The sequence below is a fragment of the Pseudoalteromonas sp. KS88 genome, assembly GCF_004766475.1.
Taxonomy (GTDB): domain Bacteria; phylum Pseudomonadota; class Gammaproteobacteria; order Enterobacterales; family Alteromonadaceae; genus Pseudoalteromonas.
This window is the reverse complement of sequence record NZ_PYHV01000016.1, coordinates 74091-91221: the sequence shown is the minus strand read 5'-3', so window position 1 is coordinate 91221 and position 17131 is coordinate 74091. Positions and strand designations below refer to the sequence as shown.

At 41.2% G+C, this 17131-nt stretch carries 18 protein-coding genes; all 18 read right to left on the bottom strand.

What is annotated here, in order from left to right:
- Nucleotides 1-3: 3 nt before the first annotated feature.
- Nucleotides 4-969: a flagellar motor protein MotB gene (locus C7Y70_RS10420; protein WP_135474889.1), complete on the bottom strand. Its 966-nt coding sequence runs from the start codon at nt 967-969 to the stop codon at nt 4-6.
- Nucleotides 970-977: 8 nt separating this feature from the next.
- Nucleotides 978-1742 (bottom strand): flagellar motor protein, encoded by a 765-nt coding sequence (locus tag C7Y70_RS10415; RefSeq protein ID WP_099296713.1) that lies wholly within the window; start codon nt 1740-1742, stop codon nt 978-980.
- Nucleotides 1735-2868, bottom strand: coding sequence for a chemotaxis response regulator protein-glutamate methylesterase (locus C7Y70_RS10410; protein ID WP_099296714.1), 1134 nt, complete (start codon nt 2866-2868; stop codon nt 1735-1737). The genes C7Y70_RS10415 and C7Y70_RS10410 overlap by 8 nt, the downstream gene beginning before the upstream one ends.
- A 64-nt stretch (nt 2869-2932) precedes the next feature.
- Nucleotides 2933-5161, bottom strand: a complete 2229-nt coding sequence (locus C7Y70_RS10405; protein WP_135474887.1) for a chemotaxis protein CheA — start codon at nt 5159-5161, stop codon at nt 2933-2935.
- 14 nt (nt 5162-5175) lie between these two features.
- Nucleotides 5176-5943 (bottom strand): protein phosphatase CheZ, encoded by a 768-nt coding sequence (locus C7Y70_RS10400; RefSeq protein ID WP_135474885.1) that lies wholly within the window; start codon nt 5941-5943, stop codon nt 5176-5178.
- Nucleotides 5944-5960: 17 nt separating this feature from the next.
- Nucleotides 5961-6344: a chemotaxis response regulator CheY gene (gene cheY / locus C7Y70_RS10395; RefSeq protein WP_099296717.1), complete on the bottom strand. Its 384-nt coding sequence runs from the start codon at nt 6342-6344 to the stop codon at nt 5961-5963.
- A gap of 40 nt (nt 6345-6384) precedes the next feature.
- The gene (locus tag C7Y70_RS10390; RefSeq protein WP_099296797.1) at nt 6385-7095 is read right to left on the bottom strand and encodes an RNA polymerase sigma factor FliA; all 711 of its coding nucleotides are present in this window, start codon (nt 7093-7095) and stop codon (nt 6385-6387) included.
- A gap of 26 nt (nt 7096-7121) precedes the next feature.
- Nucleotides 7122-7982 carry a MinD/ParA family protein gene (locus tag C7Y70_RS10385; RefSeq protein WP_099296718.1) on the bottom strand — a complete coding sequence of 287 codons (861 nt, stop codon included), beginning with the start codon at nt 7980-7982 and terminating at the stop codon, nt 7122-7124.
- Nucleotides 7975-9480 carry a flagellar biosynthesis protein FlhF gene (flhF, locus tag C7Y70_RS10380; RefSeq protein ID WP_135474883.1) on the bottom strand — a complete coding sequence of 502 codons (1506 nt, stop codon included), beginning with the start codon at nt 9478-9480 and terminating at the stop codon, nt 7975-7977. The genes C7Y70_RS10385 and flhF overlap by 8 nt, the downstream gene beginning before the upstream one ends.
- A 23-nt stretch (nt 9481-9503) precedes the next feature.
- On the bottom strand, nt 9504-11612 hold the full coding sequence (gene flhA, locus C7Y70_RS10375; RefSeq protein WP_099296720.1) for a flagellar biosynthesis protein FlhA: 2109 nt from the start codon (nt 11610-11612) through the stop codon (nt 9504-9506).
- Nucleotides 11613-11695: 83 nt separating this feature from the next.
- Complete coding sequence (gene flhB / locus C7Y70_RS10370) at nt 11696-12826, bottom strand: flagellar biosynthesis protein FlhB (RefSeq protein WP_135474881.1); 1131 nt, start codon at nt 12824-12826, stop codon at nt 11696-11698.
- Between the two features lie 9 nt (nt 12827-12835).
- A complete protein-coding gene (gene fliR / locus C7Y70_RS10365) occupies nt 12836-13615 on the bottom strand; it encodes a flagellar biosynthetic protein FliR (protein ID WP_135474879.1) in 780 nt (259 codons plus the stop codon).
- A 1-nt stretch (nt 13616) separates the two neighbouring features.
- Nucleotides 13617-13886 (bottom strand): flagellar biosynthesis protein FliQ, encoded by a 270-nt coding sequence (gene fliQ, locus C7Y70_RS10360; protein ID WP_135474877.1) that lies wholly within the window; start codon nt 13884-13886, stop codon nt 13617-13619.
- A 44-nt stretch (nt 13887-13930) separates the two neighbouring features.
- Nucleotides 13931-14671: a flagellar type III secretion system pore protein FliP gene (gene fliP, locus C7Y70_RS10355; protein WP_099296723.1), complete on the bottom strand. Its 741-nt coding sequence runs from the start codon at nt 14669-14671 to the stop codon at nt 13931-13933.
- 1 nt (nt 14672) lies between these two features.
- Complete coding sequence (gene fliO / locus C7Y70_RS10350) at nt 14673-15053, bottom strand: flagellar biosynthetic protein FliO (protein ID WP_099296724.1); 381 nt, start codon at nt 15051-15053, stop codon at nt 14673-14675.
- Nucleotides 15050-15448, bottom strand: a complete 399-nt coding sequence (gene fliN / locus C7Y70_RS10345; RefSeq protein WP_135474875.1) for a flagellar motor switch protein FliN — start codon at nt 15446-15448, stop codon at nt 15050-15052. The genes fliO and fliN overlap by 4 nt, the downstream gene beginning before the upstream one ends.
- A 17-nt stretch (nt 15449-15465) precedes the next feature.
- Nucleotides 15466-16560 (bottom strand): flagellar motor switch protein FliM, encoded by a 1095-nt coding sequence (gene fliM / locus C7Y70_RS10340; RefSeq protein WP_099296726.1) that lies wholly within the window; start codon nt 16558-16560, stop codon nt 15466-15468.
- A gap of 9 nt (nt 16561-16569) precedes the next feature.
- On the bottom strand, nt 16570-17091 hold the full coding sequence (gene fliL / locus C7Y70_RS10335; RefSeq protein ID WP_099296727.1) for a flagellar basal body-associated protein FliL: 522 nt from the start codon (nt 17089-17091) through the stop codon (nt 16570-16572).
- Nucleotides 17092-17131: the final 40 nt, after the last annotated feature.

Below are 17131 nucleotides of genomic sequence, written 5' to 3'. Positions count from 1 at the left end.
ACCTTATTGTTCTTCATTTCGCGTTGTAATACGAATCCCACCATGGGGTAATTGGATTACTTTAATGGAATTATCATTTGAGGGCAGTTCAACCTCTTCTGGCATCGAAGCTTCAATTTCTTCTGATGCATCATCACTGTCAACAGCCTTTTGTTCAGGCAACCCGTATTTCGATAAAGCTACAACTACTTTACGGTTTTGTGCTCGCCCTTGTGCAGTCGTATTATCGGCAAAAGGAGAATACTCCCCATATCCCTCTATAGCCATTCTAGCAGGGTTTATGCCCATTCTTTCCAACTCTATCAAAATAGAAGTAGCTCGGGCGACTGATAACTCCCAATTCGAACGAAAAATTTCATTACGAATAGTTTCATTATCAGTATAACCGCGCACTCGAATGTAATTATCCACCGGTGAAATGATATCTTTAACCATACCAATAACAGACTTCGCTCTACTGTGCGCTACAGCACTGCCACTTGAAAATAACATTCCCGAACTTAACTCAATGATTAGCCAGTCCTGATGTAACTCTAAACTTGCTTCACCATCACGTATTTCATCAATTAAAGCAGATTGTAATTTTGTGAGTAAGCTATCAAGAGGTTTACCTAAGTGCTTTTGTTTTACATTGCTTGTATCACTTTGCCCATCAAGTAACTCCGGCCCTACTTCTTGTTTTTGAATACTTTCGCCAAATAAAAGCTCTTTCTCTGGACTAACTCTATCTGTGAGTAGACCCGTGCCAGTAACACCCGTCCCCTCTTGGCTGTGTTGACGAGCAGATTTAACAAAAACTTGCTCTAATGAGTCAGATAATACTTGGAACTTTTCTTCTTTATTAATGGCCATCGCGTACATCACAACAAAAAACGCAAACATAATCGTCATGTAATCAGCATAAGAGACTAACCATCTCTCAGTGTGCTGATTATTGGCATTATTATTACGTAATTTACGACGCATCATCAGAAGTTTTACTCAGGTAGTAAGGTTGGTCTTTCAATACGATATGCTTCTAGTCTTAGCTCTATATTGACTGGGCTATCACCTTGGCTAATTGCCATAATCCCCTCTGCTAATAACTCATGATAAAGCATTTTTTGTTCCACTTGTTGTTTTAACTTATTAGCCATTGGCAAAAACAACAAATTAGCTAAACCAACACCATAAATGGTTGCAATAAATGCCGTTGCGACACCCGCACCTAATTTCTCTGGCTCGGTAATAAACGACATTGCTTGAATCAATCCTAAAACAGCCCCTAAGATACCAATCGTAGGACTGTAACCTCCAAATGCTTCATACACTCGGCTTGCTTCAAGCAAACGTTCACGTTCAAGTAACAGGTCTATTTCTAGCGTGTCACGTAGCGCCTTATCACTGACTCCATCAACTAATAAACTAAGCCCTTTTGCAGCATAGGGATCTGGATGACTCAGTGCCGTCTCTTCAAGCGCAAGGTAGCCTTCTTGGCGAGCTTTTATTGACCACTGCTTTACTTGCTCAATTGCTCCGTCAATATCATGACGCGGCGGAAAAAACACCCAATAGCTTATTTTCAAAGCTTTTAAAAATGTACTCGAAGGAGACTGCAACATCACAGCCCCTATTGTTCCACCTAAAACAATAAGGAGTGCTGGTCCACTGAATAAGGCGGATACAATACCGCCTTCTAGAGAATACCCAAATGTAATCGCACCTAGTGCAACAATTACACCTAAAAATGAGAGTTTATCCACACCCAATCTCACGGATAATTCGGTTCGCAACATCCTCTAATGCGATGTCTGCACTGGCTAAGCCTGCATTTGCAACGGCTTGAGGCATACCATATACCACGCAACTTTTTTCATCTTGTGCCCAAATAGTTGCACCAACTTGTTTGAGCATTCGAGAACCATCACGACCATCAGCCCCCATACCAGTCAACACAACCGCTAATACATCACCTTGGTAGGCTTTTGCTGTACTGGCAAATGTTACATCAACACTGGGTTTATAAGTTATTCTCGCACTGTCGTCTTCGAATACGCGTAATGTCCTATTTCCACCACGCCCTTCTACAAGCATTTGTTGACCGCCAGGTGCTAAATAAGCTGTGCCTGGCATTAATTTATCGCCTTGCTGAGCCTCTTTTACTTTTATTTTACACAACCCATTTAACCTTGCTGCAAATGCAGGAGTAAATGCGGCTGGCATGTGCTGAATTAACAAAATAGGATGCGGAAAATTAGCGGGTAATTTTGTTAAAATAGTTTGTAGGGCAACAGGCCCTCCTGTAGATGTCCCTATTGCGACTATTTGATATTTTTTACCCGATGCACGCACGTCCGATTTTGGGCTAGGCGAAGGCGTTGCCCGGCTAAAAGAACGATCCGGCTGAATAACTGCACTGCGAGTAGACGACTCTTTGCTTGATACTGAACGTGAAGAAATAGAAGGAGTTGGGCGGTTAAATCTGGATATTCGTCTACGCCCAATTTCTTTAACTTTATTTTGTAATAGCTTTATCGCATCTTCGTTATTTCGTGCTATGTCTTCAAATTTCTTTGGTAAGAAATCCAACGCACCCGCATCCAGAGCATCTAAGGTTGCCGTTGCACCATCGCGCGTCAATGACGAAAACATTAAGATAGGTGTTGGATTAGCAGCCATTATTTCTTTTACAGCGCTAATTCCATCAAGAACGGGCATCTCTACGTCCATGGTAATAACATCTGGACGTAATTGACTGGTTTTATCAACGGCTTCACGGCCGTTAACAGCAAAACCAATTACTTCGATATCCTTATCTTGTTCAAGAATTTCACTGACTCTACGGCGAAAAAAGCTTGAATCATCAACAACTAATACTTTAACTGCCATTGGTACACTCTTGTTAAATTTTACCTATGAGAGCCAAAGGCTCTCATAAAAGGATAAGTATGGGCTAGCCAGCATAAAACTTTAATAGACTTGGCACATCTAATATCAATGCAATTCCACCATCAGAGGTGATTGTAGCCCCCGCCATACCTGGCGTGCCTTGTAATAGAGCATCTAATGGTTTTATTACTACTTCTTCTTGGCCGATTAATGAATCAACAACAAAACCCACTTTCTGAGTACCTATTTGAACAATAACAACATGCCCTTGCGCTTTTCGTTGTGATCTATCTGCACCTTTAATCAACCAGTGTTCCAAGTAAAACAATGGAATTGCCTTCTTACGGACTATGATTGTTAACTGCCCATCAACGACATTAGTTTGTGTTAAGTCTAAATGAAATATTTCGCTTACACCTGCAAGCGGTAGGGCAAATGTTTGCTCACCAACAACAACCATTAAGGTCGGTAAGATTGCTAATGTAAGCGGTACTTTTATCTCAAGTATGGTACCTACACCCAGTTCAGACTGAATACTTACAGAGCCATTAAGCTGATTAATTTTAGTCTTAACAACATCCATACCGACACCGCGGCCTGAAATATCAGAAATCTCTTCTTTAGTTGAGAACCCTGGTGCAAAAATTAAGTTATATGCTTCGGTATCTGACAAGCGACTTGCTTGCTCATGGTCAAGTACGCCTTTACTGATTGCTATTTTCTTCAGTTTTTCAGCATCCATACCTGCACCATCATCACGAATAGTAAGCAGTATATGATCACCTTCTTGAGATGCTGATAATGTCACGCTACCTGTTCTTGATTTACCTGCTGCTTCACGAACATCAGGCATTTCGATACCGTGGTCAACCGAGTTTCTCACCAAGTGAACTAAAGGATCAGCCAATGCTTCCACTAAATTTTTATCTAAATCTGTGTCTTCACCAACTAGCAATAGATTGATGTCTTTTTTCAAGCTTCTTGCTAAGTCACGAACAACTCGAGGAAACCGACCGAAAACCTTTTTGATTGGCTGCATACGGGTTTTCATTACCGCGCCTTGCAGGTCAGCTGTGACAACATCTAAATTGGAAATTGCCTTTCCCATCACTTCGTTATTAGTATTTGTTGCTAAGCTAACCAAGCGATTTCTGACCAATACAAGTTCACCAACCATATTCATGATTTCGTCTAGGCGTTTTGTATCCACCCTAACGGTTGTTTCAGCTTGAGGTGGTGGTGGCTTTTTAGCAGCACTAGCTGTCGAAGCTGCTGGTGCAGCTGGCTTTTCAGCAGCTTTCGGAGCGGCTGGTGTGGCCGGCTTACTAACTGGTGCAGGCTTTTGAACAGCTTCTTTAGGGGGTTCTGGTTTTTTTGCTACAGGCTGTTCAACTGCATTTGCATTCTCTGCAACTGCTTTAGGTGCTGAACCTTTACCATGAAGTTCATCAAGTAAAGCCTCAAATTCATCATCGCTTATGTCGTCACCAGATTCATCACTAACTGAACTTTTTGATTCAGCTGGTTTAACTTGTTGCCCAGTTGCCGGGGCATTATCTACAGCAACTTCACCAAAGCTCCCTACACCATGTAATTCATCTAATAAATTATCAAATTCGTCATCTGTTATGTCATTACCAGATGAGCTCGGTTGAGTTGGAGCACTTTCAGTAATTGGGCTTTGACCTTTACCATGCAATTCGTCGAGTAAGCTTTCGAATTCATCTTCGGTAATTTCATCAATGTTGTCTTCTGTTGAGCTATTATCTACTTCACCATTAAATAGCTCATCAAAAGCAAACGGATCTTCATCATTAACACTGGGTTCTTCCGTAGCAGGTTCTTCTGCTGGTGCGGCTGCAACTGTATCTGGCACTGAGACAGGGTCGTTCTCATCATCACTTGGGGGCTGACTTAATTTATGTAATACAGCTAACAGTTCAGGGTCTGCTGGTGCAGGCTGTTCACGATTTTGAATAGTCGCAAACATTTCATTAATAGTATCAAGCGCCTGAAGTATAACATCCATGAGCTCTGAGTTGACTGTCCGTACACCTTGGCGCAGCAAATCAAATACGTTTTCAGCACCATGGCAAGCATCAACAAGTTCGGTCATGCTTAAAAAACCAGCACCGCCTTTAACTGTGTGAAAGCCGCGGAATATCGCATTCAGTAAATCGGTATCATCCGGATTATTTTCAAGCTCTACTAGCTGTTCTGATAAAAGCTCAAGGATTTCTCCAGCCTCAACTAGAAAATCCTGTAAAATGTCTTCATCGACTTCAAAGCTCATGCAGTGCTCTCCTCTTAGAAGCCCAAACTTGACAATAAATCGTCAACATCATCTTGCCCATTGACTACATCATCTCGCGATTCTTTGTCAATAATTGGTCCTTCAGGACCGGCAAGTGTATCTTGTGCAGGCGGTGTTACGGCTTCGGCAGGTGTTTTTATTTTTTCACCACTAAGCTCGTGGCTACCAAAAGCGGTAAGTAAATGAATTAGGCTATCTTCAACTTCTCTAACTAATTCAATAACCCTTCGTATAACTTGACCTGTTAAATCTTGAAAATCTTGTGCCATTAACACGTTTGTCATCAAGCCCTGTAACTCATCTGTTTTTGTATGAGAATGGCTCATAAATTTATCTAAACTATGACAAAGTGTTTTAAACTCACCAAGCTCAATTTCACGACTCATTAGACGATCCCAAGTTGGCTTGATGTGAGCAATCTCATCTGCTAATTCTTGCGCTATTGGTAAACTTGCTTCAACCGCGTCCATCGTTTTGTTGGCAGCATTTTCAGTCATTTCCATGACATAGTTTAAACGCTGTTTTGCATCTGGAAGTGCATCTGTCGTCAAATCCGATAAGCGCGTATCAAGTTCAAAGTTTTTTAACGCATCATGCAGTTGACGCGTTAACTTACCCACTTCAGCAAACAACTCAGATTGCTCTTGAGAAGCCGCATCAATAATTAGCTGGTCAGCTTTTTCTTGTTCGCCATTTTCAAGGTAAACAACAAGCTGACGGGCTTGTTCTAAACTGATCTGAGGCGCAGCAAGTGCTGACATAAGCCTCTCCTATTTATTTAGCCTAGGCGCTCGAACACTTTTTCCAATTTGGTTTTCAGTGTTGCGGCAGTAAATGGTTTTACAATGTAGCCGTTAACGCCGGCTTGAGCAGCAGCAACAATTTGTTCTTTTTTAGCTTCTGCTGTCACCATTAACACAGGGATATGTTTAAGCGTTCCATCAGCTCTGATAGCACGTAATAAATCAATACCTTGCATACCCGGCATATTCCAATCGGTTACAACAAAATCAAATTCTTGATTTTGTAACATGGGTAAAGCTGTTGAACCATCGTCAGCTTCTTGTACATTTGTAAAGCCTAAATCTCTTAAAAGATTTTTGATGATACGTCTCATCGTCGAAAAATCATCAACAACAAGAATTTTCATGTTTTTATCCAAAACATCCTCCGGTGAGGTCTGAACCTATATTTACTTACTTCTAGTTTATCCAGTCATTGATTTTTGCTTTTAGCTTAATCATCGCCTGACCATGTATCTGGCTCACACGCGATTCACTAACATCGAGTATGTGCCCAATTTCTTTTAAATTCATTTCATCATTGTAGTATAGCGAGAGCACAAGCCCATCCCGCTCTGGCAAAGACTTTATTGCAGCTAACAAGGATTCATTAAAACGTTCATTCTTAACGTTATTAAAGGGCTTGTCCAGTGCAAAATCTTGACCAACAGGAGTTATAACATCTTCATCAACTCCTAAATCCTCAATGCCTAGTACTTTACTCGAATTTACATCACTAAGGATATGATGGTACTCATCAAGCGTAATATCAAGTTTTTCAGCAACTTCAAAGTCTTTAGGTTCACGGTTTAGCTCGCTTTCTAACCCTGAAATTGCTTCTGCCACCATTCGACTGTTCCGATGAACCGAGCGTGGAGCCCAGTCACCACGGCGCATTTCATCAAGCATCGCACCACGAATTCTTATGCCAGCAAAGGTTTCAAAGCTGGCACCTTTTGAGGTATCGAAATTTTTTGACGCTTCAATCAATCCAATCATACCCGCTTGTATTAAATCATCTAGTTGCACGCTTGGAGGTAAACGCGCAATGAGATGACATGCCACTTTCTTAACTAATGAAGCATGTTTCTCAATAATTGCATTTAAGTTTACTGTTGATTGATATCCCATCGCTTTATTCACCGATGCAGTCATAGTTAGCCGTTTACTAATTTTTCTATGAAGAACTCTAAATGGCCTGATGGTTGATTAGGTATAGGCCATTTTACTGCTTTTGTCGCTAATGTTTTAAATGCAACCGCTGCTGGGGAGTTAGGAAATAACTCTACAATGACCTTTTGTCGACGAGTAGATTTACGCATATTCTCATCATATGGCACGGTTGCAACCAGCTCCATTGAAACATCTAAAAAGCGATCTGTTACTTTGGAAAGTTTGGCAAATAGTTCATGGCCTTCGCGCATGCTGCGCACCATATTGGCAACTATTTTAAATTTGTACACACCATGCTCACGACTGAGCACTTTGATTAGTGCGTAAGCATCTGTTATTGAAGTCGGTTCATCGCAAACAACAACCATGACGTCTTGCGCTGCGCGAGAAAAGCTCAGCACCATGTCAGAAATACCTGCGGCAGTATCAACAATTAAAATATCAAACTCAGTGCTCAACTCACTAAATGCACGAATTAATCCAGCATGCTCTGAAGGTGACAACTCGACCATGCTTTGGGAACCAGAAGTCGCAGGGACTATTTTAATACCTGCTGGCCCTTCAACTAAAATTTCGTCAAGCTCACACTCTCCAGAGAGAACATGAGACAAGTTCCGCTCTACGCGTAAACCAAGCATCACATCGCAATTAGCTAAGCCTAAATCGGCATCCAGTACTAAAACCCTATTACCTAATTGGCCTAAAGCTATTGCAGTATTAAGTGATACATTAGTTTTACCTACACCACCCTTACCACCAGTAACAGCGATAACCTTTACACTGTTATTATTGTTTTGACTCATCTTTCGCAGGCCACTTGCTTGATCTAATACTGTGTTAATCATACATCCCTACTGTGCTTGACGCTACTGCTTGACGTCTTGAATGTTGTACTTTTGTTCTTTTTAAATATAACTGTTCTGCTTTTTTAACCAATTTTTCAGCATTTGCGACACGAATATCTTCAGGAACTCGCTGACCATTAGTAAGATACCCTATTGGGAGGCGATTTTGAATCGCTATGCTAATAATCTCGCCTAAACTAAGCGATTCATCCAACTTTGTGAAAATACAGCCACTTAGCTGAACTTTTTTAAAGTGCCTTACGGTTTCTTGCAGTACGTTAATTTGTGCTGTAGCGCTTAATACTAAATAACTACGAATATCAACGCGCTGATTACGCATTAGCGTGTTTAGTTGCTCAGTTAACCGTAAGTCTCGTTGGCTCATTCCTGCTGTGTCTATTAATACTAGTCGCTTATTTCGTAAATGGTATAAAACTTCTGCTAATTCATTAGCATCTTTTACTTGTTTTACGCCACAACCAATAATTCGGCCATAAGTTGCAAGTTGCTCATATGCACCAATACGGTATGTATCTGTAGTAATTAACGCTACTTTATCTGCGCCATACTTTTGCGCGCCCAATGCAGCCAATTTGGCTACTGTCGTAGTTTTACCCACACCTGTAGGCCCAACTAAAGCATAAACACCGCCTTGACGTAAAATTTCATTATTTGTTGTGTGCATTTGGTTTTCAACCATTTGCAATAACGCTTTCCATGCCTCTTGACGAGACACATCATCAGGAATAAAACACGCCATTTGCTCTGCAACATCATGCTCGATACCCATGCCTACCAAGCGGTCAATCATACAAGCTCGTGTAGGGTCACGACGCGCCATATCTTGTTGCATTAAACCTGAAACTTGGTGTTCAAGTAGTTGTCGGATTGCATTCATTTCATCACGCATGGAAGTCATTTCATCACTTTGCGGATTTGCTACGCTTTTATGCGATTGCATAGGAGCGCCTAAATCATCAAAGTCACTTTCTAACTCATCATCAAAACCTAAGCTATGAGCCTGAGTACGAACCTTAGGGGTTGGCTCTCTACGGGCAAAATCTGGATGAGCCTGTGGTTCATTAACAGATCTAGTTGGCTCAGAGTATCTAGTCTGCTGATGCGTTTCTTGAGATTGAAACTGCGTCGAGGTATCAATACCCGATTGATTGAACATCGACGCAAGCTCAGGAGAACGAGGGCGAGGTGATTGACGCTCAAGCAATGCTTGTAAACTGTCAGCAACCGCAGCCTGTGGTTCTTGTGGAGCACGTTTAGGCGCTGGCTTTATAAAATTATTAGGGTTGCTTTGCGCTTGAGCCGCTGGCTGAGGAGTTGGCTCTTGTGGTGCAGCTTTGTCGTAATCAACAGCAGCAACAATCTCAACGCCATTAGCCAGCTTTTTATTTGACATAATAACCGCATCAACACCTAGTTCATCTTTAACTTCTTTTAGTGCGGTACGCATATCTTTAGCAAAAAAACGTTTTATTTTCATGGTTCACAACCCTTCTAAATCAATTATTGGCCTACTGAGCTGACAATCTTGATCTGTCTTTCGTCTGGTACCTCTTGATAAGACATTACCCGTAAACCTGGGATGGTGTACTTAACAAATCGAGATAACACAGTGCGTAACATTCCTGACGTTAGCAATATCGAAGGTTCACCGGCCATTTCTTGATTCTGATGCGCTTCAGTCAATGACTGTTGAAGTCGCTCTGCAAGTCCTGGTTCGATACCGGCACCCTCGTCGCCTGCATTTTGAAGTGACTGATGCAACATCTGTTCCAACTCAGGCGCCAAAGTTATGACTGGGATTTCTGAAGACATACCAACCGCGTCTTGCACGATTAATCGACGCAATGAAATACGTACTGCAGCCGTTAGTACATCTGGGTCTTGGCTTCGCGGGCCATACTCAACAAGAGTCTGAACAATTGAACGCATATCACGTATTGCAACTCCTTCGTTAAGTAAGTTTTGTAATACTTTAACCACTGTAGTTAGTGGTAGCACGTCTGGCACAAGGCCTTCAACTAAACGCGGATGGCTTTTAGCAAGCATATCTAATAAATTTTGAACTTCTTCATGACCAAGTAAAAGCGCAGCGCTGTTAGTTAATAACTGACTAATATGTGTTGCAACAACAGTGGCTGCATCAACAACCGTGTAGCCTAATGACTGTGCTTCATCTTTTTGATTCGCTTTGATCCATACTGCATCCAAACCGAAAGCGGGATCTTTTGTTTCTATGCCCTTGATCGGACCAAATACTTGACCTGGGTTGATTGCAAGCTCATCACCATGCTTAAGTTCACCTTCTCCACTTGATACGCCCATCATTGTTATTCTGTATGCATTAGGGTCTAACTCAAGATTATCGCGAATATGCACCGGCGGTACTAAAAAGCCAAGTTCTTGTGAAAGCTTTTTACGAACGCCTTTAATGCGATTCAACAGTTCACCGCCTTGCGATTGATCGACTAGCGGAATAAGGCGATAGCCTACTTCTAAACCAATAACATCGACTTGTTGAACATCATCCCAACCAAGCTCTTTTTGTTCTTGTTTATTCGCAACACCTGTTCCAGCAGGGCCACCGTTTGCAGCTTCTTCCTCTTTCGCCGCCGCTTCTTTAAGCTTATTTTGCTGCGTGTAATAAGCAAGGTAGCCTAGTAGTGCACCTAAACTTAAAAAGGCAAAATGTGGCATGCCAGGTACTAAGCCCATTACGATTAAAATGCCAGATGCAATAAACAACGATTTCTCGTTGCCAAGCTGGCTTTTGAACTGATCGCCCATATTTAGCGATTCATTTTGACGCGTTACAACTATTGCGGTACCGATTGATAAAAGTAAGGAAGGTAACTGAGCAACTAAACCATCACCAATGGTTAATAATGTGTACACTTCCATTGCTCGACCAAATGAAAGGTCGTGTTGGATCATGCCAACAAATAAGCCACCAATAATATTAATAATTAAAATAACAATACCGGCTATCGCATCACCTTTCACGAATTTACTCGCACCATCCATTGAGCCGTAAAAATCCGCTTCTCGCGTTACTTCCTCACGGCGGTCTCGTGCTTGCTCTGCACTGATAAAACCAGCATTCAAGTCAGCATCAATAGCCATTTGTTTACCTGGCATCGCATCGAGGGTAAAACGTGCTGATACTTCTGAAATACGTCCAGCGCCTTTGGTGATTACAACAAAGTTTATAATGATAAGAATTAAGAATACAACGAGACCAACAGCATAGTTACCACCGATAACCACAGAGCCAAAGGCTTCTATTACCTTACCAGCAGCATCGCCGCCATTATGCCCCTCAAGTAATACCACTCGAGTACTGGCAACATTAAGCGCCAAACGCATAATTGTTGCGATAAGTAATACCGCAGGGAACATACCAAAGTCGACCGGCTTCATGGTGTAAACAGTAACCAATAAAACCACTAAAGCGAGGGCTATATTAAACGAAAAAAGTATATCAAGTAAGAACGGGGGCAGTGGTAAAATAACCATACCTAGCGCAGCGAGCACTAATAAAGGCGTACCAACACCTTTTGCATACTCTTTCTTATCTTTATTAAGTTGTTGTAATACAGCTTTAAATTCCATAACCCTACAATTTCAAAAAATTGACACTGTACGGATTTTGCAATAACTATTCCAAGTTACTGTCTTATAGAAATAAAGCATACTTAGTATTTATAAGCATCTGGGATAGGTAGTGTTTTATTAAGCTCTGTAGGTCGCTTCCCACGCCCTTTTCGAAAGCGTTTTAACTGAAATACGTAAGCTAATACTTGTGCGACAGCGGTGAATAATTGATCGGGGATTTGCTCGCCAACCTCAGCAGTATGATAAAGAGCGCGGGTTAGCATAGGCGACTCCACAACGGGTACTTCATTGCCTTTAGCAATTTTACGTATTTGCATCGCAAGCTCATCTACTCCCTTGGCAACGACGATAGGTGCCCCTGCACGCTCTGTATCGTATTTTAATGCAACAGAGTAATGAGTTGGGTTGGTTACTACAACATCGGCATCTGGCACGTCTTGCATCATCCTACGCTGTGACATTTGCCTTTGCGTTTGCCTTATACGAGCTTTGATTTGAGGATCACCCTCTGAATTTTTATACTCATCTTTCACTTCTTGAAGGGTCATTTTAAGCTGTTTATGGTGGGTGTGGCTTTGGTAGGGTGCATCAATTGCTGCGATAATAGTTAAAGTACACGTTAAACCCAAAAACATCCACGCCAAAATCTCAAGTGCATGGATAATGTTACCTGGTGCACTTTCGATACTTAAATGCAAAATCTCATCAAAAAAGGTGTTGATCAGAAATATTGCAAAACCAGCTACAACAGCAAACTTTAAAATTGATTTAACCAATTCAACACCCGCTTGAGGGCCGAACATCCGTTTGATCCCCTTAGCTGGTGACATTTTACTTGCCTTGGGTGCCGCTGCTTGCCAACTAAAATTAAAGCCGCCTAATAGAGTGTTTCCGATAATACCCGCAAGAACAATAATAAATACAAACATGGCCATAGGAAAAATAAGCGCATCAGCAACTGCTCCCCATACGGAGAACATTTTTGTTGTATCGTAGGTTTCATTGCGGTTTAAGCTGAGCATACGGCCCATAATATTATAAAGCCCCTTGCCAATTTCAGGGCCATACATCAATAAAGAAATTGCAGAAAAAATCAATACAAACATAGTCCCGAGCTCTTTCGAGCGCGCTATTTGGCCCTTTTTCTTGGACTCTGAAATTTTCTTACCTGTGGGTTCTTCTGTTTTTTCTTGACCTGAATCTTCAGCCATAATGCGCTCCTAGGGTGAACAACCAACTAAAGTACACATTAACTCAACCATTTTTAACCACTGGAATTCATATTGAGTAATAAAGTTTCCTAATGTTGCCCATATAATCACAAGACCAGCAACAAGGGTGAATGGAAAACCGATAGAAAAAATATTTAATTGAGGTGCAGCACGTGTCATTACGCCAAAAGACATGTTGATAACTAACATAGCGGTCAATGGTGCTAACGAAAGTACCAAAGCAGTCGTGAACATCCATCCACCCCATGTGACAATATCCCAATAATGGTCAACCGCCCACCAACTGCCATCAATCGGGAGAACATTAAAGCTATGAACGACCATTTGAATCATCATTAAATGACCGTTAAAGACAAAGAATAACAAAGTAGCTAGAATTAAATAGAATTGGCCGACTGCCGGTACACTCATACCGTTAGAAGGGTCAACAACAGAGGCGAAACCTAAACCAGTTTGCATTGCTAATATTTGACCTGCAAGCACAAAGGTATTTAACATCAATAATGAAGCAAACCCAATTGCGATACCGATTAACATTTGTTGGATAACAACAAGCAGCATTTGAAATGAAAACAAATCATTAAAACTAGCGGGAGGTAGAACAGGCACAACTAAAAAAGTAATAACAACAGCAAGCCCCATTTTTATACGGGTTGGTACATTTTTAGCGCCGATACCTGCCATTACCATAATCATCGAACTAATTCGCACCAATGGTAATAAGAAATCACTTAGCCACTGAATTATAACTGAAAATGGGAAATCCATATCAGCCTGCGATTTCTGGAATAATCATTATTAAACGGGTAAAAAAGTCCATGAGCTCTTGAGTTAACCAGTGACCACCTACAATGAGGGCACTTATGGTAATTAACAAGCGTGGTAAAAAGCTCAATGTTTGCTCATTGATTGATGTTGCCGCCTGGAATACCGCAACAACTAAACCCACTAACAACCCAGGTACAACGATGGCTGAAACCAGTTTAATAACTAAAAATAGTGCGTCACTGAGAATATCAACAAAAACTTCCGGTTCCATGGGTTACTCCTTGCGCTGTGTTATTGCAAATGTAAAAACCATCGTTAGACCCCAAGGCCAAAACTTTTTGCTAACGTCCCCATTACAAGGCTCCAGCCATCAACTAAAACAAACAGCATAATTTTAAAGGGTAGTGATACGATCATTGGTGAAAGCATCATCATACCCATGGCCATCAAAACTGATGCAACAACTAAATCTACAATTAAAAAAGGAATAAAAAACATAAAGCCAATAATAAAAGCAGTTTGCAACTCACTGGTCACAAAAGCAGGGATTAGCACAATCATTGGCGTTGCTTCTGGCGAGTCCAGTTTGTCATACCCCGCTATTTTAGCAAACGTTTCGATGTCCTTTATACGAACTTGCGATAGCATAAATGCCTTCATTGGCTCTTTAGCAAGCTCTAATGCTTGTATTGAGGTAACTTGCTCATTCATATAAGGCTCAATGGCTTGCTCATTCACCTTTTGGTATACAGGCGCCATTATGAATATACTTAAAAATAAAGACATACCAAGTAGGATTTGATTCGAAGGTGTTTGCTGTAAACCGATTGCTTGACGTAAAATTGCTAATACCACGATGATACGTGTAAATGACGTCATCATTATTACTGCTGCTGGGATAAAGCTCAGCGCAGTCATGATAGCAAGCACTTGCAGTGTCACAGAGTAGTCTTGCGAGCCGTCTGGGTTTGTGGTGATATTTAGGGCTTCAATACCCTCAGCGTTAACAGTTGGTATAAATACGAGACTAATGAGTATTAGCAGCCACTTCATCATATTATGCGTTCTTTTTATTCTGATTAGAGTTTAGTAAATTACCAAATCGTTTGACCAAAGCAGGTAATTCTTTTTCTGTTAAGGGTGTTTCCAGCTTCAGTAGATAATTAATACTGTGCGGTGTGACGCCTAATAAGTGCTGGGCGTTATCAATCTCAACCACCATCAAACGTTCTCGTGTACTGAGTGGCAAACTGCGAACAACTTTAAATTCATCGCTATTGGTTAAATTAGGGTTTACCTTTTTTACCATGATTGCGAGTACGATAATCAACACTAACACCGTAATCAGTGACATAGCCATTGATACAATGTCCCCCATCGGGGTTGCCGATGGAGTAACGGTACTAACTGTGGAAGAGAGTATAATCCAACCACTCATCGTAATTTTTTGATCCGTTCTACTTGGCTGATAACGTCAGTAAGGCGAATACCAAACTTGTCATTTACCACAACAACTTCACCGTGCGCTATTAATGTGCCATTTACCAACACATCAAGCGGTTCACCCGCAACCCGATCAAGCTCAACCACTGACCCCTGATTTAATTGTAATAAGTTACGGATATTAATTTTAGAACGACCCACTTCCATAGAAATAGTCACTGGAATATCTAAAATAGTATCAAGCTTACGTTTTTCTTCCGTACTCATTTCGTGTTTAGCGTCACTAAGCTCATCAAGCTCTGCAACTTGTGCATCCGCACCGTCATCAGTGCCTTCTGCTTCTGCTAGGGCTGCCGCCCATTCATCCATAGTATCTTGGTCATCACTCATACTTTTAAACCTTTTCTTTACCAGTCTAAATCCACACCTTCAGAAAGGTGTAAATCGTCTTCTAGTTCTGCTAACTCTGCATCTGAATCAAGTTTTTTACCACCTTTTGTAAAGACGTGTAATTCTGATTTAACTGACTCAGGTCGTTTAATCTTTTCACTAATTTGTAATGCCACATTGTCACGAGAGCGACCCATTTTCGCTCTAAATGTTGGTAAATCCTCAACAAACACAGTGATATGTTCTGGCATTTCTACAGGGATAATATCACCCGCTTTAAATTCCATTATTTGTTCTAAATTTAGATCCACTTCAAGCAGTTGCGTAGAAAGCTCAACTTCAACATCCATAATTTCATCACGTAATGCTTTACTCCAACGAAGATCAGTATCCTCAGTGTCAGACTGTACACCAGCGTCAAGTAATTCACGAATAGGTTCAAGCATTGAATATGGCAGTGCGATATGGAAATCCCCACCACCGCCATCGAGCTCTATGTGAAAAGAACTAATTACGACAACTTCCGTTGGACTAACAATGTTTGCCATTGCTGGGTTTACTTCAGAATCGAGGTATTCAAAGGAAACATCCATAACCGGTGCCCATGCTTCTTTATAATCTTCAAAAATTATTTTTAGTAGCATTTGCACAATACGACGTTCTGTAGGCGTAAATTCACGCCCTTCTATTTTGGCATGATAACGGCCATCGCCACCGAAAAAGTTGTCTACCAAGATAAATACTAACCGCGCTTCCATAGTTATTAAGCCCGTCCCTTTTAGAGGTCGAAAGCGAACCATATTAAGGCTAGTAGGTACAAATAAAGTGTGAATATATTCACCGAATTTTATCATTTGTACGCCGTTGATTGACACTTCAGCGGTGCGGCGCATCATATTGAATAAGCTTATTCGCATATGTCGGGCAAAACGCTCGTTAACGATTTCGAGCGTTGGCATACGTCCACGAACGATACGGTCTTGGGAAGAAAAGTCGTATTGCAGTGTGTTACCACCGCCCCCTTCTTCACCATCTTCTATATCTTCCTCTTCGACTTCATCAACGCCGTGTAATAGCGCATCAATTTCGTCTTGGGATAATAAATCGCTCACGCAGGCCCCTTATTGCATTACAAAGCCGGTAAATAAAACCCGCTCAATTACTTTACTGCCTTCAACATCATTTAATGCCGTTTGTACTTTTTCAAGTGCAGCAACTCGCAACGTCTCTTTACCTTCACTGGTGCCAAGCTCGTCAGCCGTTGTGGTAGAAAAAACACTTAACAATGTACCTTCAATTAATGGGATATGTCTTTTGGCTACTTCTTCATTCACATCACCACGAACTAAAAGTTGGACTTTAATTTGTACAACGCGGTCTCTACTTGCACCTGGCACATTAAAAACGAAAGGTCTGGGCATTGCCACATAAAGGGCGCTGCCAATTTTGGCGTTATTAGACGATTCAACTTCTTCTGTAGCAACTGTTTCATCAGCTAATGTTTCAGCAGGTTCATCTGAACCTGACATTAAGAAAAACCCAACACCACCTGCAATTAATAAAACAACAACGGCAATGATTATAATCAGCTTCTTCTTACTTTTACCGCCTTCTTCTATTTCTAAATTTGCTTCTTCAGCCATTATAATTCCTTACTGCCTTAAAAGTGGGTAATAAAACAAC

Excerpts from the sequence above, each read along its gene's own strand:
- C7Y70_RS10420 (WP_135474889.1), bottom strand. The coding sequence starts at position 969 with ATGATGCGTCGTAAATTACGTAATAATAATGCCAATAATCAGCACACT.
- C7Y70_RS10410 (WP_099296714.1), bottom strand. The coding sequence starts at position 2,868 with ATGGCAGTTAAAGTATTAGTTGTTGATGATTCAAGCTTTTTTCGCCGT.
- C7Y70_RS10405 (WP_135474887.1), bottom strand. The coding sequence starts at position 5,161 with ATGAGCTTTGAAGTCGATGAAGACATTTTACAGGATTTTCTAGTTGAG.
- C7Y70_RS10400 (WP_135474885.1), bottom strand. The coding sequence starts at position 5,943 with ATGTCAGCACTTGCTGCGCCTCAGATCAGTTTAGAACAAGCCCGTCAG.
- C7Y70_RS10390 (WP_099296797.1), bottom strand. The coding sequence starts at position 7,095 with ATGGGATATCAATCAACAGTAAACTTAAATGCAATTATTGAGAAACAT.
- C7Y70_RS10385 (WP_099296718.1), bottom strand. The coding sequence starts at position 7,982 with ATGATTAACACAGTATTAGATCAAGCAAGTGGCCTGCGAAAGATGAGT.
- flhF (WP_135474883.1), bottom strand. The coding sequence starts at position 9,480 with ATGAAAATAAAACGTTTTTTTGCTAAAGATATGCGTACCGCACTAAAA.
- flhA (WP_099296720.1), bottom strand. The coding sequence starts at position 11,612 with ATGGAATTTAAAGCTGTATTACAACAACTTAATAAAGATAAGAAAGAG.
- flhB (WP_135474881.1), bottom strand. The coding sequence starts at position 12,826 with ATGGCTGAAGATTCAGGTCAAGAAAAAACAGAAGAACCCACAGGTAAG.
- fliR (WP_135474879.1), bottom strand. The coding sequence starts at position 13,615 with ATGGATTTCCCATTTTCAGTTATAATTCAGTGGCTAAGTGATTTCTTA.
- fliQ (WP_135474877.1), bottom strand. The coding sequence starts at position 13,886 with ATGGAACCGGAAGTTTTTGTTGATATTCTCAGTGACGCACTATTTTTA.
- fliP (WP_099296723.1), bottom strand. The coding sequence starts at position 14,671 with ATGATGAAGTGGCTGCTAATACTCATTAGTCTCGTATTTATACCAACT.
- fliO (WP_099296724.1), bottom strand. The coding sequence starts at position 15,053 with ATGAGTGGTTGGATTATACTCTCTTCCACAGTTAGTACCGTTACTCCA.
- fliN (WP_135474875.1), bottom strand. The coding sequence starts at position 15,448 with ATGAGTGATGACCAAGATACTATGGATGAATGGGCGGCAGCCCTAGCA.
- fliL (WP_099296727.1), bottom strand. The coding sequence starts at position 17,091 with ATGGCTGAAGAAGCAAATTTAGAAATAGAAGAAGGCGGTAAAAGTAAG.